At 60.2% G+C, this 18862-nt stretch carries 21 protein-coding genes, 4 tRNA genes and 1 pseudogene; 7 read left to right on the top strand and 19 right to left on the bottom strand.

The window, feature by feature from the left end; all coding sequences use genetic code 11:
* Window positions 1-144: 144 nt before the first annotated feature.
* The 10 genes from rplA to C3Y91_RS27050 all read right to left on the bottom strand — a co-directional run bounded on the left by rplA (window position 145) and on the right by C3Y91_RS27050 (window position 5760).
* A complete protein-coding gene (gene rplA, locus C3Y91_RS27090; RefSeq protein ID WP_018068029.1) occupies window positions 145-846 on the bottom strand; it encodes a 50S ribosomal protein L1 in 702 nt (233 codons plus the stop codon).
* Between the two features lie 4 nt (window positions 847-850).
* Window positions 851-1282 (bottom strand): 50S ribosomal protein L11, encoded by a 432-nt coding sequence (gene rplK, locus C3Y91_RS27085; RefSeq protein WP_003547518.1) that lies wholly within the window; start codon window positions 1280-1282, stop codon window positions 851-853.
* 176 nt (window positions 1283-1458) lie between these two features.
* A complete protein-coding gene (nusG, locus tag C3Y91_RS27080) occupies window positions 1459-1989 on the bottom strand; it encodes a transcription termination/antitermination protein NusG (protein ID WP_003547516.1) in 531 nt (176 codons plus the stop codon).
* 17 nt (window positions 1990-2006) lie between these two features.
* The gene (gene secE, locus C3Y91_RS27075) at window positions 2007-2207 is read right to left on the bottom strand and encodes a preprotein translocase subunit SecE (RefSeq protein WP_003547514.1); all 201 of its coding nucleotides are present in this window, start codon (window positions 2205-2207) and stop codon (window positions 2007-2009) included.
* 195 nt (window positions 2208-2402) lie between these two features.
* Window positions 2403-2478, bottom strand: a tRNA-Trp gene (locus C3Y91_RS27070).
* Between the two features lie 173 nt (window positions 2479-2651).
* Window positions 2652-3545: an NAD-dependent epimerase/dehydratase family protein gene (locus C3Y91_RS27065; RefSeq protein WP_024323954.1), complete on the bottom strand. Its 894-nt coding sequence runs from the start codon at window positions 3543-3545 to the stop codon at window positions 2652-2654.
* Between the two features lie 171 nt (window positions 3546-3716).
* Entirely contained in the window at window positions 3717-3851 is a 135-nt protein-coding gene (locus tag C3Y91_RS38470) for a hypothetical protein (protein ID WP_018068027.1), read from the bottom strand.
* Window positions 3852-4053: 202 nt separating this feature from the next.
* Window positions 4054-5229 carry an elongation factor Tu gene (gene tuf / locus C3Y91_RS27060; protein ID WP_024320555.1) on the bottom strand — a complete coding sequence of 392 codons (1176 nt, stop codon included), beginning with the start codon at window positions 5227-5229 and terminating at the stop codon, window positions 4054-4056.
* A gap of 347 nt (window positions 5230-5576) precedes the next feature.
* A tRNA-Gly gene (locus tag C3Y91_RS27055) sits at window positions 5577-5650 on the bottom strand.
* A gap of 25 nt (window positions 5651-5675) precedes the next feature.
* Window positions 5676-5760, bottom strand: a tRNA-Tyr gene (locus tag C3Y91_RS27050).
* A gap of 203 nt (window positions 5761-5963) precedes the next feature.
* On the opposite strand from C3Y91_RS27050, the gene rlmB reads away from it, so the two are divergent.
* The 4 genes from rlmB to C3Y91_RS27030 all read left to right on the top strand — a co-directional run bounded on the left by rlmB (window position 5964) and on the right by C3Y91_RS27030 (window position 8063).
* Window positions 5964-6854, top strand: coding sequence for a 23S rRNA (guanosine(2251)-2'-O)-methyltransferase RlmB (gene rlmB / locus C3Y91_RS27045; protein WP_024321083.1), 891 nt, complete (start codon window positions 5964-5966; stop codon window positions 6852-6854).
* Between the two features lie 26 nt (window positions 6855-6880).
* Entirely contained in the window at window positions 6881-7573 is a 693-nt protein-coding gene (locus C3Y91_RS27040) for an AprI/Inh family metalloprotease inhibitor (RefSeq protein WP_168576034.1), read from the top strand.
* Window positions 7574-7701: 128 nt separating this feature from the next.
* The gene (locus C3Y91_RS27035) at window positions 7702-7860 is read left to right on the top strand and encodes a hypothetical protein (RefSeq protein WP_003558513.1); all 159 of its coding nucleotides are present in this window, start codon (window positions 7702-7704) and stop codon (window positions 7858-7860) included.
* A gap of 65 nt (window positions 7861-7925) precedes the next feature.
* Window positions 7926-8063, top strand: coding sequence for a hypothetical protein (locus C3Y91_RS27030; RefSeq protein WP_018069515.1), 138 nt, complete (start codon window positions 7926-7928; stop codon window positions 8061-8063).
* Window positions 8064-8094: 31 nt separating this feature from the next.
* Here the strand turns inward: C3Y91_RS27030 and C3Y91_RS27025 are convergent, their stop codons facing one another.
* Window positions 8095-8514 carry a hypothetical protein gene (locus C3Y91_RS27025; protein WP_018069514.1) on the bottom strand — a complete coding sequence of 140 codons (420 nt, stop codon included), beginning with the start codon at window positions 8512-8514 and terminating at the stop codon, window positions 8095-8097.
* A gap of 113 nt (window positions 8515-8627) precedes the next feature.
* Window positions 8628-8703: transfer RNA gene (locus C3Y91_RS27020), tRNA-Thr, on the bottom strand.
* Window positions 8704-8862: 159 nt separating this feature from the next.
* Between C3Y91_RS27020 and C3Y91_RS27015 the strand changes: the two genes are divergently transcribed.
* The 3 genes and pseudogenes from C3Y91_RS27015 (at window position 8863) to C3Y91_RS27005 (ending at window position 11221) form a co-directional block, all read left to right on the top strand.
* Window positions 8863-9636, top strand: a complete 774-nt coding sequence (locus C3Y91_RS27015) for an NAD kinase (protein ID WP_024321085.1) — start codon at window positions 8863-8865, stop codon at window positions 9634-9636.
* A gap of 4 nt (window positions 9637-9640) precedes the next feature.
* Complete coding sequence (locus tag C3Y91_RS27010) at window positions 9641-10156, top strand: hypothetical protein (protein WP_024321086.1); 516 nt, start codon at window positions 9641-9643, stop codon at window positions 10154-10156.
* Between the two features lie 34 nt (window positions 10157-10190).
* Window positions 10191-11221: pseudogene (locus C3Y91_RS27005) on the top strand (alpha/beta hydrolase family protein).
* Window positions 11222-11292: 71 nt separating this feature from the next.
* On the opposite strand, the gene dhaL (C3Y91_RS27000) reads toward C3Y91_RS27005, so the two are convergent.
* The 7 genes from dhaL (C3Y91_RS27000) to C3Y91_RS26970 all read right to left on the bottom strand — a co-directional run bounded on the left by dhaL (C3Y91_RS27000) (window position 11293) and on the right by C3Y91_RS26970 (window position 18858).
* The gene (dhaL, locus tag C3Y91_RS27000; RefSeq protein WP_024321088.1) at window positions 11293-11949 is read right to left on the bottom strand and encodes a dihydroxyacetone kinase subunit DhaL; all 657 of its coding nucleotides are present in this window, start codon (window positions 11947-11949) and stop codon (window positions 11293-11295) included.
* Between the two features lie 61 nt (window positions 11950-12010).
* Window positions 12011-14110 carry a bifunctional sugar-binding transcriptional regulator/dihydroxyacetone kinase subunit DhaK gene (locus C3Y91_RS26995; protein ID WP_075224246.1) on the bottom strand — a complete coding sequence of 700 codons (2100 nt, stop codon included), beginning with the start codon at window positions 14108-14110 and terminating at the stop codon, window positions 12011-12013.
* Between the two features lie 155 nt (window positions 14111-14265).
* Window positions 14266-14916, bottom strand: coding sequence for a dihydroxyacetone kinase subunit DhaL (gene dhaL, locus C3Y91_RS26990; RefSeq protein WP_024321089.1), 651 nt, complete (start codon window positions 14914-14916; stop codon window positions 14266-14268).
* Between the two features lie 15 nt (window positions 14917-14931).
* Window positions 14932-15927 (bottom strand): dihydroxyacetone kinase subunit DhaK, encoded by a 996-nt coding sequence (locus tag C3Y91_RS26985; protein ID WP_024321090.1) that lies wholly within the window; start codon window positions 15925-15927, stop codon window positions 14932-14934.
* A 22-nt stretch (window positions 15928-15949) separates the two neighbouring features.
* Entirely contained in the window at window positions 15950-16720 is a 771-nt protein-coding gene (locus tag C3Y91_RS26980; RefSeq protein WP_075224171.1) for an SDR family oxidoreductase, read from the bottom strand.
* Between the two features lie 58 nt (window positions 16721-16778).
* Window positions 16779-17765 (bottom strand): substrate-binding domain-containing protein, encoded by a 987-nt coding sequence (locus tag C3Y91_RS26975; RefSeq protein ID WP_018494091.1) that lies wholly within the window; start codon window positions 17763-17765, stop codon window positions 16779-16781.
* An 88-nt stretch (window positions 17766-17853) separates the two neighbouring features.
* Window positions 17854-18858, bottom strand: coding sequence for an ABC transporter permease (locus C3Y91_RS26970; RefSeq protein ID WP_024321092.1), 1005 nt, complete (start codon window positions 18856-18858; stop codon window positions 17854-17856).
* Between the last annotated feature and the right edge of the window lie 4 nt (window positions 18859-18862).

Here is an 18862-nt window from a genome sequence, read left to right as displayed (position 1 = left end):
ATTCGGGTCTTACCCGTCTCATGCAGGCACAGTGATTAAGGGAAAACCACCTGCAATCTCGGACAGGATTCCGGATTTCTCCGGAATATTCCGGCCCCTGCGAGGCCGGAAATTCAGTCACCGGACTTAAAGCCCGGCATAAACTTATGCGGTCGGCGCTCCGGTGACCGAGCCGGGCTCGATCTTGACGCCCGGACCCATGGTCGAGGAAATCGCTACGCGCTTGACGTAGTTACCCTTGGCGCCAGCCGGCTTCGCCTTGATGACGGCGTCAGCAAAGGCGCGGATGTTTTCTTCCAGGGCCTTGGCTTCGAAAGAGGCCTTGCCAATACCGGCATGAACAATGCCAGCCTTCTCGACGCGGAACTCGACAGCGCCACCCTTGGAAGCCTTGACAGCTCCAGCGACATCCATCGTAACGGTGCCGACCTTCGGGTTCGGCATCATGCCGCGGGGGCCGAGAACCTTACCGAGACGGCCGACGAGCGGCATCATGTCGGGGGTGGCAATGCAGCGATCGAATTCGATCTTGCCGCCCTGGACGATTTCGACGAGCTCTTCGGCACCGACGATATCGGCACCAGCGGCCTTGGCTTCGTCAGCCTTGGCGCCACGAGCGAAGACGGCAACGCGAACCGTACGGCCCGTGCCGTTCGGCAGGTTGACGACGCCGCGGACCATCTGGTCCGCATGGCGCGGGTCGACGCCGAGGTTCATCGAGACTTCGATGGTTTCGTCGAACTTGGCGACAGCCCGTTCCTTGACCATGCCGATGGCCAGGGTCAGAGCGTAGAGCTTGGTGGGATCAACACCTTCGTTGATCTTCTGCGTGCGCTTACCAGCCATGATCTTAACCCACCACTTCCAGGCCCATGGCGCGGGCGGAGCCCTCGATCATCGCCATTGCACCTTCGATATCCGCTGCGTTCAGATCCTTCATCTTGGCTTCGGCGATCGACTTGATCTGAGCCTTGGTGAGGGAGCCGGCCTTAGCGCCCTTGCCGGGCGTCTTGGAACCGGATGTGATCTTCGCTTCCTTCTTCAGCCAGTAGCTGACCGGCGGCTGCTTCATCGCGAAGGTGAAGGACTTGTCCTGGTAATAGGTGATGACGACCGGGATCGGCATGCCCTTTTCCATTTCCTGCGTGGCGGCATTGAACGCCTTGCAGAATTCCATGATGTTAATGCCACGCTGACCAAGCGCCGGACCAATCGGCGGGGACGGGTTTGCCGATCCTGCCTTGACCTGAAGCTTGAGCTGGCCTGCAACTTTCTTAGCCATATCTCTCTGCCTTTCATGAACGGCCGGTTGCCCGGCCCGTGATGCCGGATCTCTCCGGCGGCTGCGGTTGCGTGGTGCGGATCCTTAAGGTCCGGCTAAGACCCCTCACCTTCCACGCGGGTGCGGACAAGGTCCGCAGGAAACAGGCCACAAGGGCCAGCCTCCAGTTTCTCCAATCAGACCTTCTCGACCTGAGCGTATTCCAGCTCGACCGGCGTTGCGCGGCCGAAGATCGACACTTCCACCTTCAGGCGCGAACGTTCTTCGTCCACATCCTGAACCGTGCCGTTGAACGAAGCGAACGGGCCGTCGGAAACACGGACCTGCTCGCCGATCTCGAAGGTAATGGAGGCCTTCGGCCGCTCGACACCTTCCTGGACCTGGCCGAGAATGCGCTCGGCTTCATAATCCGGAATCGGAACGGGCTTATTGTCGGAGCCGAGGAAACCTGTGACCTTCGGCGTATTCTTGATCAGGTGATAGGCTTCGTCCGTCAGATTGGCACGAACCATGACATAGCCCGGGAAAAACTTGCGCTCGGAATCGACCTTGCGGCCGCGACGCACTTCCACCACCTTTTCAGTCGGCACGAGGATCTTCTCGAACAGGTGCTCAAGCCCCTTCTGGCGAGCCTTGTTCTCGATGTCTTCAGCCACCTTCTTTTCAAAATTGGAATACGCGTGGACGATGTACCAACGTGCCGCCATTTTTATCTCCACCCGTATCAGTTGCCGGTATTCAGCACGAAGCTCAGAGCCCAGCCGATCAGCTGGTCAGCGGCAAAGAAAAACAGCGCGGCGAAAACCACCATCACCAGCACCATGACCGTCGAGATCATGGTCTCGCGGCGCGACGGCCATGTAACTTTGGACGTCTCGGAGCGAACCTGCTGCAGAAACGCAAACGGATTGGATTTGGATGCCATCGACTGCCCACGCAATTACGGCGCGTAAAGCTGAAACTATCAGCCCCACGCACCGCGTGTCTGTTGAACCCTAAATAAACACCGATTTCCGAATACACAAGAGGGAAACCGAAGTTTAACGAAATTACTTACCACCAATCAATCCCCGGCCGGAAATGCCGCGAGCTTGTGCGCGCTGTCCCGCATCCAGGAAAATGGCAGGGGCAGTAGGGCTCGAACCTACGACCTGCGGTTTTGGAGACCGCCGCTCTACCAACTGAGCTATACCCCTTCATACCGATCATTCAGCGCCTGAGCCAAGGCCCGCAAATCGCTGCTGAAAAGCATGGCGCTCCCTTTAAGACGACGACACGGGATTGGCAAGCACGATTTTCGATTTTCAAAGCCATTCTCCTGATATGCGAACGATCGGCCTTTCAATTCAATCGCATAACCACGATCCGTTCAGGCCTTCACGTACTTGCGCCAATCGTGCTCCTCCTTAAAGCCCAGCACCTCGCGGATCTTGCGGTTGGAGAGCAGGCCCTCATATTCGCCGATCTCGCGGGTGAAGGGCACGTTCGGAAAGAATCGCCTCGCAAGCTCCATCGATGGCGTTTTGGCCGAGACGGTGTCGTTGGCGGCATTGAAGACCTGGTAGCCGAGACCGTCCTTCTCGATGCAGAGGTGGCAGATCTGCCCGAGGTCGCGGGCGTCGATATAGCTCCAGGCGATGCGCTTGCGCATCTCGGGATGGGCGAAATAGGTCGGGAACTTCTCGTATTCGTCAGGCTCGATGACGTTGCCGATGCGCAGCGCATAGATGTCGAAGCCCGAACGTTCGGCAAAGGCGCGCGCCGTCTTTTCGTTGACCACCTTCGAAAGGCCGTAGGAATCCATCGGATTGACGTCGTAATCCTCCTCCAGCGGGAACTGGTGGAAATCGCGATGGCCTTCGGCAAAGCAGACTCCATAAGTCGTCTCGCTCGATGCGACGATAATCTTCCTGATGCCGAGCTTCACCGCCGCCTCGATGACATTATAGGTGCCCATCGTGTTGATGCGGAAGGTTTCGTTATCGGGCTTGATCAGGATGCGCGGGATGGCGGCGAAATGCACGACGGCGTCGAAGGGCTGCACGCCCCTGCCCGCATCGAGATCGGGAAAATCGCGATGCATCGAAAGCGCGTTGAACACCTGACCGCTATCGGTGATGTCGGCGATGAGATTGGTGACGCCGGGGCTATCCAGCGGAACGAGATCGAGGTTGTGAACCTCGTAGCCGGCACTGACGAGCCACGGCACAGCATGGCGGCCTGCCTTGCCCGAACCGCCCGTGAACAGAATACGTCTCTTCATGGAATATCCTCCGCGTCATGAAATCGGAGGCATAGATAGACGCTTCCGCGCGAAGAGCAAGCGAGCGTCATGCAAGGGTTCACCCCCGCGTCGCCAGGAGCATCCTATCCGGGAGCACCTGGCCGATCATTTCCGATCATCGCAGAACCCTGCGATGCTCGGCAAAGGTCGTCACTTGACGACACTTACCTCGCCAATCTGCACTCCGGCAGACTGAACAACTTCTTGCGGAATTGCAGCGATGAAAAACATCGTGAAAACATACATCGCGAATATCGTCGCAGCGAATGTGGCCTTTGGAATCATCCGGGCTCTCCTCTTTGCAAGAAGGAGTCTGGACTACAATGGCCCAATCACAAACCGGTTTCTGAACGTGAGATGAACAAAATACTGTGACAGGCCAATTTAACGATATTTTTACAACACCTGTTAAACCTACAGGAAGCCATCAAAATGAAAAACCCCGCTGTTTCCAGCGGGGTCTTCATAATTGCGGATAACTCGAAAGTTACTCGACGATCGAGGCGACGATACCGGCGCCGACGGTGCGGCCGCCTTCGCGGATAGCGAAGCGCAGCTTTTCTTCCATCGCGATCGGAACGATCAGCTCGACCGATACCGTGACGTTGTCGCCTGGCATCACCATCTCCGTGCCTTCCGGCAGCGTCACAATGCCCGTCACGTCGGTCGTGCGGAAATAGAACTGCGGACGGTAGTTGGTGAAGAACGGCGTATGACGGCCACCCTCTTCCTTCGTCAGGATGTAGGCTTCTGCCATGAACTTCTTGTGCGGCTTGACCGAACCCGGCTTGCACAGAATCTGGCCACGCTCAACGCCGTCACGGGTGACGCCGCGGATCAGCGCACCGATGTTGTCGCCAGCCTGGCCCTGATCGAGCAGCTTGCGGAACATTTCAACGCCGGTCACCGTCGTCTTCGTCGTCGGGCGGATGCCGACGATCTCGACTTCTTCGCCAACCTTGACGATGCCACGCTCGACGCGGCCAGTCACAACCGTACCGCGGCCCGAGATCGAGAACACGTCTTCGATCGGCAGCAAGAACGGCAGGTTGATCGGACGCTCAGGCGTCGGGATGTAGGCGTCGACAGCAGCCATCAGCTCGCGGATCGAATCTTCGCCGATCTTCTTGTCGGAATCTTCAAGAGCAGCAAGCGCCGAACCCTTGACGATCGGGATTTCGTCGCCCGGGAAGTCGTAGGACGACAGCAGTTCGCGAACTTCGAGCTCGACCAGTTCGAGAAGCTCGGCGTCGTCAACCTGGTCGACCTTGTTCAGGAACACAACGATCGCCGGAACGCCGACCTGGCGGGCCAGCAGGATGTGTTCGCGCGTCTGCGGCATCGGGCCGTCAGCAGCCGAGCACACCAGGATCGCGCCGTCCATCTGGGCAGCACCGGTGATCATGTTCTTGACGTAGTCGGCGTGGCCGGGGCAGTCGACGTGGGCGTAGTGGCGGGCCGGCGTCTCATACTCGACGTGCGCCGTCGAAATCGTGATGCCACGCGCCTTTTCTTCCGGAGCCGCGTCGATCTGGTCGTACGCCTTGTACTCACCGAAGTACTTCGTGATCGCTGCCGTCAGAGACGTCTTGCCGTGGTCAACGTGGCCAATCGTGCCAATGTTGACGTGCGGCTTGTTGCGCTCAAACTTACTCTTTCCCATTTGAATGCTTCCTGTGAACGAAAATGGTGGCCCCGGCGAACCGGTTTAGTGCCGCCGTTTAAGGCTTTCGGCGACATTGCGCAAGACTTAATTGCAGACGCCAAACTTGGCCTGACAGCGCATATGGGAGACAATTCGCCGCCTGCAAGGCGATTCGCCAAAGCCCCCTCGAAAATCGCTGAAATCTTAGAGAAAATCGCATCGACCGCCTGAGACGCGCCATAGACGTTCGGCGTCGAGCGCCCTTCCCTGCCAGCCGATAACCGCAATCGTCAGCTTCTCCGCCAGCGCCGGAGACATCTCGGGACGATCGCTGCAGCGGTCGTATGAAGTGGCGTAGCGGAAACTGGAGCGGGTAGCGGGAATCGAACCCGCGTATTCAGCTTGGAAGGCTGCTGCTCTACCATTGAGCTATACCCGCGCGGGTGGTCCGATCCGATGACGAATGGTGGAGAGAGTTGGATTTGAACCAACGTAGGCTGAGCCAACGGATTTACAGTCCGTCCCCTTTAACCACTCGGGCATCTCTCCAGTTTTTTCGTCCGGATCGCAAGACCAAGTTCGTCAGACTTCGAAGCGTTGCGGCCCGTCGTCTGCGCCGCGTATATGACCGGAGCATTCCAGTCTGTCAACACGATGACAACGGAAAAAACACGAAAAATTTCATTCACCACCGAAAGCCGGCATATGAAAGAAAGCCTATGCGGCAGCGAGCGCCATGGCTATAAAGCTGCATGAGCAAAGACGACAAATCCGGCGGCAAGACCGCTACAGACCCATCCGCCAAGGATACGCATTACGCCACTCTGCGGCGCGCCCACCGCGACGCCAAGCGCGAACGCGGGGAGATTCCGACACCTCAACCGCAGAAGCGAAAGCGCGGCGGTGAGGACTGGAAGCCGCCGGCGCTTGCGCCCGACCAGGTGCATCTCTATGGCCTGCATACGGTGCGCGCGGCGCTCGACAATCCCGAGCGCAAGAAGATCAAGCTGTTCGTAACGCAGAACGCGCTCGCGCGGCTCGAAGTCGACGTCGAGGCGCTCGGCATTCCCTTCGAGATCGTTTCGCCGCAGGAGATCGACAAGGTGCTCGGCCCGGAGGCGATCCATCAGGGCGTGATGTTGGAAACACGGCCACTTCCGGTACGCCGGCTCGAAGCGCTGAAGGACAGCCCTCTCCTGCTCGTCCTCGACCAGGTGACCGATCCGCACAATGTCGGCGCGATCATGCGCTCGGCGGTCGCCTTCAACGCGGGTGCGGTCATTGCCACGCAGCGACACAGCCCGACCGAATCGGGCGTGCTCGCCAAGTCCGCCTCGGGCGCGCTGGAACTGATACCTTATATACAAGTTACCAATCTCGCCGATGCGCTCGGCGAATTACACAAGCTCGGTTTCTCCACCATCGGCCTCGATTCGGAAGGGCCAGCGCCGCTCGAAGGCACCTTCTCCGGCGAGAAAGTGGCGCTGGTGCTCGGCTCCGAGGGCAAGGGGCTTCGGCAAAAGACGCGGGAAACCGTCAACGCACTTGCCCGTCTCGACATGCCAGGCGCGATCAAATCGCTCAACGTCTCGAATGCGGCGGCGATCGCGCTTTATGCGGCGCGGCTCCACTTGAAGGTATAGGCTGGCTGCGGCAAAGGGTAATTGTCATGGTCCGTTTCATCCCTAGACTGATGGCTCCGGCAGCGGTGCTGCTTGCCTGTGGACTGGCATATGGACAGGGTATCGACCCCGATATTCTCAAAGCGCAGGCCGGAACCTATCTCGTTGCCCCGGAGGACGGTGCGAGCGGATGCCGGTTGACGCTGGAAACCGGCGAAGCGATCGGCGGCTATTCGGTCTCCGGTCAGGCCTCCTGCATCAAGCCGCTGCCGGCACTCGCCGAAGCCTATTCCTGGAATTTCGACGGCAATGGCGGCGTCATCCTGATCGATGCGACGCGCAAGGTGCTCGCTCGCTTCGTCGAGAACGAAGGTTCGCCGATGAAGACGGAGGATGGTGCGCCGTTGTTGCTGATCGCCGCACCTGACGGCGTCGATCACCTGCCGAGCGTTGCCAGCCTTGCCGGGATATGGACGATGCAAAGACCGAACGGCGAAAGGCTTTGCGGCGTGACACTCAACGGCCGTGTCGATGCGGAGGGCAACGCGCCGCTGTCCCTTTCGGGGGACTGCGCTGCCAACGTCGCCAGTCTGAAGCTCGCCGTCTGGCATATTGAGGGTTTCGGGCTGACGCTGATGAGCATTGACGGTTCGTCGCTTGGCTTCGACATGCGCGCTGACGGCAATTTCGACAAATCGAAGGAGGAAGGCGGCAAGCCGCTTTCACTCGTTCGCCGCTAACCCATAGTCAGTCGGCTCCGATGCCAGAAAAATCCACTTTTGCCTTGGAATGACGCCCCGGAGCACTATGATCGAGCAATGATCGGTTGCCGCAACCGGCTCAGAAGCAAGAAGGAACGATCCCTATCATGGCCATTCGACCGCTGATTTTCGGTATCCTCTTCATCGCGGTCTTCGTCGTGATTATCATCAGTATCATCTGGGTGGACACGTCGCACCCCATCCACCAGCCCGATCCTCTGTCGCCGACGGCGCCCGGCCCGGCGACGCCGGGACAGGTACAATAATTACTGGCAGGAACGCGGACGGCGATCATGCGTTAATCCCGGAATCGAACGAGGATTGAACGCTTATGCGCATAATGATCGCCGTCGTCGCCTTCATGGTCGCCTCCGTGCTCAGCATTGCGATGATGTCGCCCTCCGGCGCTGGACAGGCCGGCAATGGCGACAGGATCGAGGCGAGCGTCAACGAACCCGTCACTCAATGAGTAACGGCCCGGATGATCCGGGCCGTTATCGTCAGCTGCGGTAGAGCCAGAACGGCATGCCGCGATCGCGATCACGCCACTCACGGCGTTCCTGCCAACGCTCGGCGCGCCACCGCCGCCAGTGACGGCGATCATCACGCCAGTCGGAGCGGCGCCAGTCGCGCCCATCGCGCCAGCCACGGTCGTCACGGTCGCGATCACCTCGCCAGCCACGGTCGTCGCGGTCGCGATCACCTCGCCAGCCATCACGGATTTGAACGACATCGCCCTGCGTCGACACCGCCGGCCGCTCGGCCGGCATGGCGGTGGCCGGTGCGACGGACGCGAAAGCCGCACCGACGGAAATGGTTGCGGCGAGAAAGAGATGAGCGAGCTTCATGGCTGTTTCCTCATTGATGATGAGGCGAAGATATGCGGGCGCGCCTGAATTGGCGCTGAAGCAGCCCTTCACGCGCGGTTCATCAAGCGATGCGTGCTATCTGAAAAGATCTGCCGGTGCGAGATTGAGCGAAGCAGCGTCGAACCCAGGCTATGAGTTGGCAGGCCGTATCGCGCGGAAAAGAATGGTGCCCCCGGCAGGGTTCGAACCCGCGACCCCCTGATTACAAATCAGGTGCTCTACCAACTGAGCTACAAGGGCGATAATTGCCCCAACTAACAGATTTTGTGATTCTGTAAAGGGAAAATCCGCGGCCGCGCGGACAGGTCTGCTGCAGCTCAAAACGCTTCGCGATAGAAAACGTCCTTGTCGCGCAAGGCCTTTATCCTTTAGCTAGGGCAGCATCATAAAGGGCATTGCATGGGTCGTTCATTTCAGACGCTTTCCTTTCTAGCCTCACCAACGACGGAGGCGCTTGCCGCGCGCGAGGAGTTGATTCGCATCTATGGTGACGTAGCGGCTGACGAAGCCGACGTCATCGTCGCGCTCGGTGGTGACGGTTTCATGCTGCAGACGCTGCACAACACCATGAACTCGGGCAAGCTGGTCTACGGCATGAATCGCGGCTCGGTCGGCTTCCTGATGAACGACTATCGCAGCGAACGACTTCAGGAGCGCATCTGCGAAGCCGTTGAAAACGTCTTCCGGCCATTGCAAATGACGACGGCCAATGCCGACGGGACCAACTCGACGGCGCTCGCCATCAACGAGGTCTATCTTTTCCGCCAATCCTATCAGGCGGCGAATCTGAGGGTCACGGTAGACGGGCGTGTTCGCCTGGAGGAACTGATCTGCGACGGGTTGATGGTGGCGACCCCTGCCGGATCGACGGCCTATAATCTTTCCGCCCATGGCCCGATCCTGCCGCTCGAGGCGCCACTGCTCGCCATGACGCCGGTCAGCGCGTTTAGACCACGGCGCTGGAGGGGCGCACTTCTTCCAAACAAGGTGACCGTCGATATCGACGTCCTCGAGCCGGTGAAGCGGCCGGTGAACGCAGTGGCCGACAATACCGAGGTCAAATCGGTGCTGCATGTCCGCATCGCCCAGTCGGAGCATATGACGGCACGCATCCTTTCTGATCCCGACCGCTCTTGGTCCGACCGTATTCTCGCCGAGCAGTTCAAGGATTGAGACGATGGCAATGCGACGGGTATTGATGACGAGCCTCCTGCTTGCGGGATGGAGCATTGCGGCTGATGCCGCTCCGGCACAGGATGCCATCCTGCCGGCATCAGTGATTTTCGCGACCAGCACCGGCTACTGGGAGGATGACGGCAATGCACCTGATGTCGAGCGGGCGCCGAGAGGCGCCGAGAGCGTTGCCGACCCCGAAGGAACGGCCGCTCAGCGCCACGGCTACTACAAGCTCTTTGCCGTCCGCCAGCCGGACAGGACTTCGAAGGTCTATCTGCAGCAGATTGCCCAGACCGAGACCGGCCCGGCGATCGCCTCGACCATCGAGCTGCAGGAGTTCAGCGACCTGAAACCTTACGTTACCGATATACGCCCCGAGAATTCGAACGGCATCATCAAGGAACCGGGTCTCTTCGCTACGGTCTATCTGAAGACCGACCCTGCCGCGGAGCCGGATGGCTGGACCGTGCTGATCGACGAATTCGGCGACATCACCGTGGAGAAGGCGACGAATTGAACCGCGCGGAATTGTTCAGAGAGGCATCCGAGAGATGAAACTGGGCTTTCGCGACGGCGTCCTCTACGACGAGAAAAGGTCGAACTGGGACGCAACCGGCCCCAGACCCATCAGTTGGTCCCTCTGGTATCCCGCTGCCGATGACGCGCGAGAAAGCGAAATACCGGAAAGAAGCTGGTTCCAGAAAGCGGCCGTCGCCCGCGATGCACCCATCCGGCGGGAGGCCGCGCCCTGTCCGCTCGTCCTATTGTCGCATGGCACAGGCGGATCCGCGGCCGGGCTGGAATGGCTGGCGCGACGCCTGGTCGATCGCGGATTTGCAGCGCTCGGCGTCAACCACCATGGCAATACCGGCAACGAGCCCTATCGCGCTGAAGGCTTTGCCTGCCTTTGGGAGCGGGCGCCGGATCTAAGCTACATGCTCGACCACAGCGATGCGTGGCTGAGTGATCTTTCGGGCCATATCGAAACAACTCGTGTGTTCGCGGCCGGATTTTCGGCGGGAGCCTATAGCGTGATGCTGCTGCTTGGCGCTATCGCCCAGTTCTCGCAGTTCGAACCGTCCAGGATGAAGCCGAGTGGCGCGCGCGGACCCAGGGAATTTCCCGACCTTGCCGATCATATTCCGGCATTGCTGCGCACCAGCGAGGTGTTTTCCGATTCATGGTCCCGCATGTCGAAGTCCTACCGAGACGACAGAATCAAGGCCGCGCTCGTTTGCGCGCCGGGCCGGTCCGTTCTCGGTTTCAGCGAGGAAAGCCTGAAAGCTGTCGAAGCGCCCGCCCTCATCCTGGTCGGTGATGCCGACAGGGCGGCACCGGCCGAAGAATGCTCATCATGGCTGCATGCGCGGCTCCGGCGCAGCGCTCTTAAAATCTTCGGCGGCGGCCTTGGACATTATGTCTTTGTGCCGGAGGGCACGGCGCTCGGCCTCGCCTTTGCGGCAGAACTCTTTACCGCCCCCCCCCCGGCATCGAGCGCGCGGCCGTTCACGAAGAGATTGCCGATCTGTCGGCAACGCTGTTTCAAGGCAGCGGCATCATCGCGGAAAAGGCCACGAATTGAGGATGCCCCCGGGGAACGAAGACGCATTTGCTCCGCGCAGATGATCCTGCATGCAAATTCCGTCACCGATCCTACTTTTTCACAGTGTCGCCGGCGAAGGTTTCCTTCATCGCGCGAAGGATTATGACTGCCGAGGCCGCGCCTGGATCGATGTGTCCGAGCGACCTCTCGCCGAGCCGGGCCGCCCTCCCCCGAGTGGCAACCATGGAACGGGTCGAATTCGCGCCGGTTTCGGCGGCCTGCAGTATGCTGGTCCACATTTCGAGGCTTCCGGCCGCCCGCGCCCGTGCAGTGACGGCGGCTTCGGTCGCGGGAATCCAGGCATCGAGCATCGTCTTGTCGCCGCGCTGCCCCTTTCCGCGCTCCCTGATGCCGGCCGTCATCGCCTCGACGATCGCCGCCTGATCGGCAGCTGAAAGGTGTTCGTCCTCTTTCAGGACCTGGGCGGCCCTGCGAAATGCCGTGGCGTAAAGCGGTCCCGTGGATGCACCGACGGCATTCAGAAAGGCTGTCGCCGCCGACGTGAACACCTCTGATGGAAGCATGTGGTCGAGGTCGAGTTTCGCGAGTTCCCCGTTCACCGCCGTGAAGCCGAGCACCATGGTGATTCCATGATCGGCGTCGCCGATAGCCCCGTCCAGATCCGAGAGACGGTCCTTCTCCGCTGCAATCGCAACGGAGATGCGATGAAACATCCTGCTAAGGTGGCGCGCAGCGCTTTCCGACATCATGATCCTCCCAGTTCGAGCAGGATGCGGCCCATGTCAGCCGGGCGCATCTCTTATACCTTCAGTTCGCGACCCGCAGAAACGCGGTATCGCAAGGATGATGCAACAATTCCGTCAATTCCTGATCGAGGTGCAAGATCGATATGGATGCACCGACCATGTCGAGCGAGGTGCAATAGTGTCCCACCCAATTCGCCTCTATGGCGATGCCTTTCGCACTCAGCCGCTGCTCGACACGCCGGAAGAGAATGTAGAGCTCCATCAGCGGCGTTGCGCCGAAGGAATTGACCAATACTGCGACGCGGTCGCCCGATGCCGGCTTCATTTCCGCGAATATGCGATCCATCACCCGATCGGTGATTTCATCGGCAGTCATCATCTTTTCGCGAATGACGCCGGGTTCACCATGGATGCCCATGCCGATCTCGATGTCGTCGGGACCAATTTCAAAGTTGTGGCGACGGGTCTGAGGAAGCGAGCACGGTTCCAATGCAACGCCCATCGTAAATGTCCGTGCGTTGGCCTTGCGCGTCGCCGTTTCGCAGGCAGCAAGCGACAGGCCGCGGTCGCAGGCTGCTCCGGCGACCTTGAAGATGAAAAAGTTACCGGCGACGCCCCGTCGGCCCTCCCTGTCTTCCAGCGGCGATGAGGCGATGTCGTCCGTGGTCACGACCGTGCGGACCGCGATGTTCTCCTCCGCCGCCATCTCGGCTGCCATCTCGAAATTCATGACGTCGCCGGCATAGTTGCCGTAGACGAAAAGCACACCCTCTCCGCCGGACGCCGCCCTGGTACATTGAAGGATCGGGCCGGGAGGCGGCGAGGAGAAGATATTGCCGACAGCAACGGCATCGGCAAGACCCTTCCCGACATAGCCGAAGAACGCAGGCTCGTGTCCCGTGCCGCCGCCGATCACAAGACCGACCTTGCCGGCGCGCGGTCCCGTCCGGGCCACGAGCGCGCGGTGAGAATTGTCGACCGGCTCGAGATAGGCAGCATGTGCCTTCACTGCCCCATAGAGCATTTCCTCGACGACCTCGTCAGGATTGTTCAGAAATTTCTTGATGTGAGTGCGGAAACCGGTCGCTGGCGGCGTACCAATTTCGACCCTTGGGCGCTGCAAAAGCTTCTGGTCGACCTCGGTCACACCGTCCGCATGCAGGATGCCGCGGCCCGTCGCGGCATCGGTGATCAGCACGTTGACATAGCCGCCGCGAAGGGCTGCGAGGATTGCCGGCACCTTGTCGAAACCGCCGGCGACAGCGATCCGCAGACCGATCTTCTTCAGCATGTCGAGTGATATTCCGACCGTGCGGTCATCCAGCGGGCCTGCGACCGGGCGGCCCTGCCCGTCGATGAAACGTCCGGCGACGATGCCTGCGGCATCCTTCGCCAGATATTGCTGCAACGATACCGACTCGAAGAATCCGCTGGTATGGATGGTCGAATTCGGGCGCATGGAGGCGATACCGAAAATCACCTTGTTGGCGTGTGAAAGCGCCTCGAACTGACTTTCGATCAATGGCTCACGCAACAGGATATTGCGGACATCAGGAGCGGATACGATCGCCGGAGCTGCGATATTGATCAGCCGCGCGTCCACGGCATCGGCAAAGGCCGCTGCGCAAAGTTCGGGTGTATAGGCGAATGTCGCACTGGTTCCGCCGGTTGCCTGAACCACCGTGACGTCCTGCAGGCCGCTTATCGAGGTCTGTTCACCGACCGCCATGACCGTGCGGCCCCAGACGACGGCCAGCTTATCACCGGATTTCAAAAGCCTCTGCAGCGCCTGAGCGCCTGCGCGCCCGAGACGGTCGATGAGCGGACGGGTATTGTCGTCGCTCGGGACGACGAGACAGTCCTGCAAACCGAAATGCCGTTTCAACTCCTGAGCAATCGTCAGCGAACTCAGGCGCGACGGCTCGATGGAGATATTGACGATTCCGCGGGCGCGCGCATCGGCGAGATAGCTGTTCACCGTTGCCCGCGAAATCCCCATTGTATCGGCAATGTCGCCCTGCGTCATGCCGTCCTCATAATAGAGCCAGCAGGCCCAGACATAGGGATCATCGCCAAACCGCAGCGGGATGGGTTCCGACGCATCGTCAGCGCTGTTTCGCACGCTACCGTTCTTCCGCGCTGATGATGTCTTGACGGTCATGCTTCCTGGTTTCCCTGCGATGTTCAAATCGCCCGCGAAGATGAGCGTAAAGTCTCCGGTTTTCAACATTCTCCGCACAATGATTTCCGGCCACCAACGCAGCCGGAAAGGTGATGCTCTGGAGGATCACGGCTCTCACCAAAACCCGCTGTTTTTCATGCGGATGGCCGAAGCCTTGCCTCGACGCCAAGTGCGAGCGACTGGAGGATCAGCGCGCAGGAGGTGGCGCCGGCATCCAGAACGCCAAGCGAACGTTCGCCGAGCCTGCTTGCCCGGCCGATCCTCGCCACCAGATCACGGGTGCTGTCCCGGCCGGCCTCCGCCGCTGCGACGAGAACATTCAGCGATTCCGCAAACGACTTTCCGTCGCTATTGGCCAGATCGAACGCCTCTATGGCGGGCACGAGCGTATCGAGAAGGGTCTTGTCGCCCACTTTTGCGGACCCGATCGCCTGAATGCCTTCAAGACCATTGTGCAGCATTGCGCTGAACATCCCCGCATCGATCTGCGCAGCCTTTTCGATCGTTTCACCGAACTGAATGAACATGACGCCGTAGAGCGGCCCCATCGACCCGCCGATTTCCGTCATCAGCACCGTGCCGAGCGTGTCGAGAGCTTCTGCGAGCGACATGTCTGCGCCCTTGATCCGTTCGGCTGCCATGCCAAATCCCTTGGCCATATTAACCCCGTGATCGCCGTCGCCGATCTTGCCGTCGATCTCGCTGAGATAAGCGCGGTTCTCGATGATCCGATCTGCGAGCGAGAAAACGATGTCGCCTGAGGAGGCGTTGTCAAATTGCTGCATTCGCTTGGTCTCCCATCAAGGCATTGCCGGGCAGTGGACATCGACGTCGAGTAGCGTCTTCAACTCGCCGTCAAGCGCCATAACGGTCAGCGTCGCACCGACCATTTCCAACGAGGTGAAGTAATTTCCGATATAGGTCTTGTAGATTTTCAGTCCGCGCCCGGTAATCTCGGTTTCGATCGTGTCGTGAAGGATATAAAGCTCGTTCAAAGGTGTCGCGCCGAGGCCGGAGACGATGACGGCCACTTCGGTTCCGGACGTCAGACCGTGGTCATTCAGAACGATCTTGGCCATTTCGCGTGCGACCTCGGCGGCAGGCTTCAGCGGCTCGACCCGGACCCCCGGCTCGCCGTGATGGCCAATGCCGACTTCCATCGTGCCCGGCGCAATCTGGAAGTTGGGATGCCCGACGGCGGGCAGCGTGCAGGGACCGAGGCCGATGCCGATGGAACGGCAATTGTCGATCGCCCTTTGCGCTGTCGCCTGCACGTCCTCGAGGCTCGCCCCTTGCGAAGCTTTGGCGCCCGCGCATTTCCACATGAATATCTCGCCGGCAACGCCGCGTCGCTTCTCGCGCTCGTCCGGTCCGGCCGAACATACATCGTCATTGGCGACGACGGTCGCGATCGTGATGCCTTCCTTGGCGGCGAGCTTGATCGCCATTTTCACATTCATGTTGTCACCGGCATAATTGCCGTAAAGGCAGACGACGCCGTTGCCGCCATTGGCTTCGCGCGCGGCATCGAGAAAACTCTTGGCCGTCGGCGACGAAAACAGCTCGCCCACCGCGACGGCATCCAGCATGTTGCGCCCGGTATAGCCGATAAAGGCGGGCTCATGGCCGGAACCGCCGCCGGTGATGACGCCGACCTTGCCCGCGACGGGCGCATGGCGCGCAACGATAACGCGCGGATTGCCGTTGCCGAGCCTGACCATATCGGCATGCGCCTTGACGAAGCCCTTGACCGTATCCTCGACGACCTCGTCCGGATTGTTGATAAACCGCTGCATGGTTCCTCCTGTTTTCCGCGTGTCAGACAATGGTATAGCCGCCATCGACCAGAAGATCCGCGCCGTTGATCATCTCGGCGCCGCTCGACGCCAGAAACACCGCCGCCGCAGCGATCTCCTCGGGATAGGCGAAGCGCCCCATCGGGATGCGCTTCTTCAGCTCCTCTCCGCGCGGGTTATCCCAGGCCTTTCTTCCGAGCTCGGTCAGAACCACTGTCGGCGAGATCGTATTGACGGTTATGCCGTGTTTCCCCCACTCGGCAGCGAGCGTCTTGGAAAGGCCGATGACGCCGAATTTGGAGGCGCAATAAGCCACGTGCTGATCGATGGCGACCGTGCCGGCCTGCGAGGCGATATTGATGATCCTGCCGCCCTTGCCGGCCTTGAGCATGACCCGGCCGGCCGCCTGAGAGACGAGGAATGTTCCCTTGAGATTGATGTCGATGGTCCTGTCCCAGGCCTCCAGGGTGAGATCCTCGGCGGGGGCGAGCATGGCGACACCGGCGCTGTTGACGACGATGTCGATATGAGCGAAGGCCGCCTGCGCCGCAGCGATGACGGCTTCCACCGATTGCGGGTTGGAAACGTCGCAGACGAAGGCTTTCGCGCCATTTCCGAGGGCCTCGGCCTTGGATTTCGCGACGGTTTCATTGATGTCGATCACGCCGACGACCGCGCCTTTGGCGGCAAATGCCGATGCGATGGCATCGCCGATGCCGGAGGCCCCACCCGTTACCAGGGCGACCTTGCCGCCCAGCGAAAAATTCAGATCAATCTGTTTTGAATCGGTCATGGATCTTTTCCCGGCCTGTCTGAGAAATGGGGCGGGCGAACCCGCCCCACAGAATGGATTATTTACGTGTTGCGAGCAGCTTGTCGACGTTGTCGGCTGTCACCGGCGTCCACGGCACATTGTAATTCTTGTCCTTGCCGTCGTTCCACGGCATGTCCTTGTAGGTCGCCCAGATATCGGACTGCGGCTTGTAGTTGCCCTTCTTGGCATGGAAGATGGCAAGGTCGAGAGCGCCCTGAGCCTGAGCACGTGCGTCCTGCAGGATCGACGTCATCTCGCCGGCCTTGACGGCGCGAAGAGCGTCGGTGATGCCGTCGATGCCGGCGATCGCAAAGCTCTTCTCGTCGAGGCCCGCAGCCTTGATCGCCTCGATGGCGCCGAGCGCCATCTCGTCGTTCTGGCCGATCACGCCGTTGATCTGTTTCGGATGCGCGGTCAGCCAGTTCTCCATCAGCGTCTGGGCTTCGGCACGTGACCAGTTCGCCGTCTGGTCTTCGAGGACCTTCACGTCAGGGCATTCGGCGAGCGCCTTCTTATTGCCTTCCAGGCGCGAGATCTGTGCGGACTGACCGACCGGGCCTTCGAGGATGACGACATTGCCCTTGCAGCCGAGCTTGTCGAGGACGGTCTTGGCTTCCATGTAGCCCGAGATGGTATCGTCGGAACCGACATAGGAGGTCAGCAGGTCGGAATTGACGCGGGTGTTCGAACCGATCACCGGAATGCCGGCATCCGCCGCCGACTGTACGGCCGCTGCACCTGCATCGACGTCGATCGGTGCAAAGATGATCGCATTGTATTTCTGCGTGACCATCGTCTTGAACTGATCCTGCTGAACCAGCGCGTCATAGCGACCGTCGAAAACAGTCAGCTCGACCTCGCCGCTCTTGACGGCCGGGTGCTCCTGCATCGCTGCCGCCCAGATCTGCATGAACTCCGCATTGAGGCCGTAAGGGGCTGCCCCGATCTTGATCTTTTCCTGGGCCACGGCCGACGAGGCCAGTAAGGCAGTTGCCGAAGCAAGCGCAATCATAAGCTTTCTCATTTCAATCTCCTCCACTTTAAGTTTTAGCGGCCGGCATGGCTCGCCTCTGCAACGGGCCGGCAAGGGCCGGCACGGTTTCCGATGGGGCTCAGGCCCCGTAAGTTCGCTTCTGGTCGAGCATCACGGCGCCGACGATCAGGGCACCTTTCAACACTTGCTGGTAGTAGGATTGGATCCCCATCAGATCGAGGCCGTTGTTCATGACGCCGATGATGAGCGCACCGATCAGTGTGCCCGTCACCCGGCCGACACCGCCCGACAGACTTGTGCCGCCGATGACGACCGCCGCAATCGCGTCCAGCTCATAGGCAATGCCCGCCTGCGGCAAGGCCGAGCCCGTACGAGCGCTGAGCAACATGCCGGCAAGACCGGCAAGACCGCCGGAAATGACATAGACAATGAAACGGATGCGGCCGATGTCGATACCGGAGGTCTTCGCCGCATGCGGATTGCCTCCCACGGCATAAATGTAGCGGCCGAAGCGCGTCCGGCTGAGGATCCACCACGAAGCCGCGAAAACGAGAGCGAGAATGATGACGGGGGCCGGAATGCCGAAGACGTCGCCAGTGCCGATCCACCGGAAGGCCGGCGTCAACGCGGGAACCGGGCGACCACCGCCATAGATCAGCGTCAAGCCGCGCGCGGCCGAAAGCATGCCAAGAGTGGCGACGAAGGCCGGAACGGAAAATCGCGAGACGATCGCCCCCGATATCGCGCCGCAGGCAACGCCAACCAGAATGCCGACCGCAAGTCCGATGGCCACCGGGTACGGCGCACCGGCAATCGCCGCCGTGGCGGAGGTTGTCGAGAAGCTGGCGCTGACAATACCGGCAAGCGCCACGACGGAACCGACCGAAAGATCGATGCCGCGCGTCAGGATCACGAAAGTCATGCCGATGGCAAGCACGCCGTTGATCGAAGTCTGCAGCAGCACATTGGAAATATTGCCGCCGGTCAGGAAGAACTCGTTCGAGAACGAAAGGACCACCACGAGAAGCAGAAAAGCGAGAAAGATACCGTATTCCTGAATCAACAGCCGCCGCCGATCCGAACTGAACCAGCCGCCGGCATTGCTATCGTCGCTCTCTGACACTCTT

This window comes from Rhizobium ruizarguesonis (assembly GCF_012349115.1).
Taxonomy (GTDB): Bacteria; Pseudomonadota; Alphaproteobacteria; order Rhizobiales; family Rhizobiaceae; genus Rhizobium; species Rhizobium ruizarguesonis.
This window is presented reverse-complemented; position numbering and strand designations above follow the sequence as displayed.

Excerpts from the sequence above, each read along its gene's own strand:
- rplA (WP_018068029.1), bottom strand. The coding sequence starts at position 846 with ATGGCTGGTAAGCGCACGCAGAAGATCAACGAAGGTGTTGATCCCACC.
- rplK (WP_003547518.1), bottom strand. The coding sequence starts at position 1,282 with ATGGCTAAGAAAGTTGCAGGCCAGCTCAAGCTTCAGGTCAAGGCAGGA.
- nusG (WP_003547516.1), bottom strand. The coding sequence starts at position 1,989 with ATGGCGGCACGTTGGTACATCGTCCACGCGTATTCCAATTTTGAAAAG.
- secE (WP_003547514.1), bottom strand. The coding sequence starts at position 2,207 with ATGGCATCCAAATCCAATCCGTTTGCGTTTCTGCAGCAGGTTCGCTCC.
- C3Y91_RS27065 (WP_024323954.1), bottom strand. The coding sequence starts at position 3,545 with ATGAAGAGACGTATTCTGTTCACGGGCGGTTCGGGCAAGGCAGGCCGC.
- C3Y91_RS38470 (WP_018068027.1), bottom strand. The coding sequence starts at position 3,851 with ATGATTCCAAAGGCCACATTCGCTGCGACGATATTCGCGATGTATGTT.
- tuf (WP_024320555.1), bottom strand. The coding sequence starts at position 5,229 with ATGGGAAAGAGTAAGTTTGAGCGCAACAAGCCGCACGTCAACATTGGC.
- rlmB (WP_024321083.1), top strand. The coding sequence starts at position 5,964 with ATGAGCAAAGACGACAAATCCGGCGGCAAGACCGCTACAGACCCATCC.
- C3Y91_RS27040 (WP_168576034.1), top strand. The coding sequence starts at position 6,881 with ATGGTCCGTTTCATCCCTAGACTGATGGCTCCGGCAGCGGTGCTGCTT.
- C3Y91_RS27035 (WP_003558513.1), top strand. The coding sequence starts at position 7,702 with ATGGCCATTCGACCGCTGATTTTCGGTATCCTCTTCATCGCGGTCTTC.
- C3Y91_RS27030 (WP_018069515.1), top strand. The coding sequence starts at position 7,926 with ATGCGCATAATGATCGCCGTCGTCGCCTTCATGGTCGCCTCCGTGCTC.
- C3Y91_RS27015 (WP_024321085.1), top strand. The coding sequence starts at position 8,863 with ATGGGTCGTTCATTTCAGACGCTTTCCTTTCTAGCCTCACCAACGACG.
- C3Y91_RS27010 (WP_024321086.1), top strand. The coding sequence starts at position 9,641 with ATGGCAATGCGACGGGTATTGATGACGAGCCTCCTGCTTGCGGGATGG.
- dhaL (WP_024321088.1), bottom strand. The coding sequence starts at position 11,949 with ATGTCGGAAAGCGCTGCGCGCCACCTTAGCAGGATGTTTCATCGCATC.
- C3Y91_RS26995 (WP_075224246.1), bottom strand. The coding sequence starts at position 14,110 with ATGACCGTCAAGACATCATCAGCGCGGAAGAACGGTAGCGTGCGAAAC.
- dhaL (WP_024321089.1), bottom strand. The coding sequence starts at position 14,916 with ATGCAGCAATTTGACAACGCCTCCTCAGGCGACATCGTTTTCTCGCTC.
- C3Y91_RS26985 (WP_024321090.1), bottom strand. The coding sequence starts at position 15,927 with ATGCAGCGGTTTATCAACAATCCGGACGAGGTCGTCGAGGATACGGTC.
- C3Y91_RS26980 (WP_075224171.1), bottom strand. The coding sequence starts at position 16,720 with ATGACCGATTCAAAACAGATTGATCTGAATTTTTCGCTGGGCGGCAAG.
- C3Y91_RS26975 (WP_018494091.1), bottom strand. The coding sequence starts at position 17,765 with ATGAGAAAGCTTATGATTGCGCTTGCTTCGGCAACTGCCTTACTGGCC.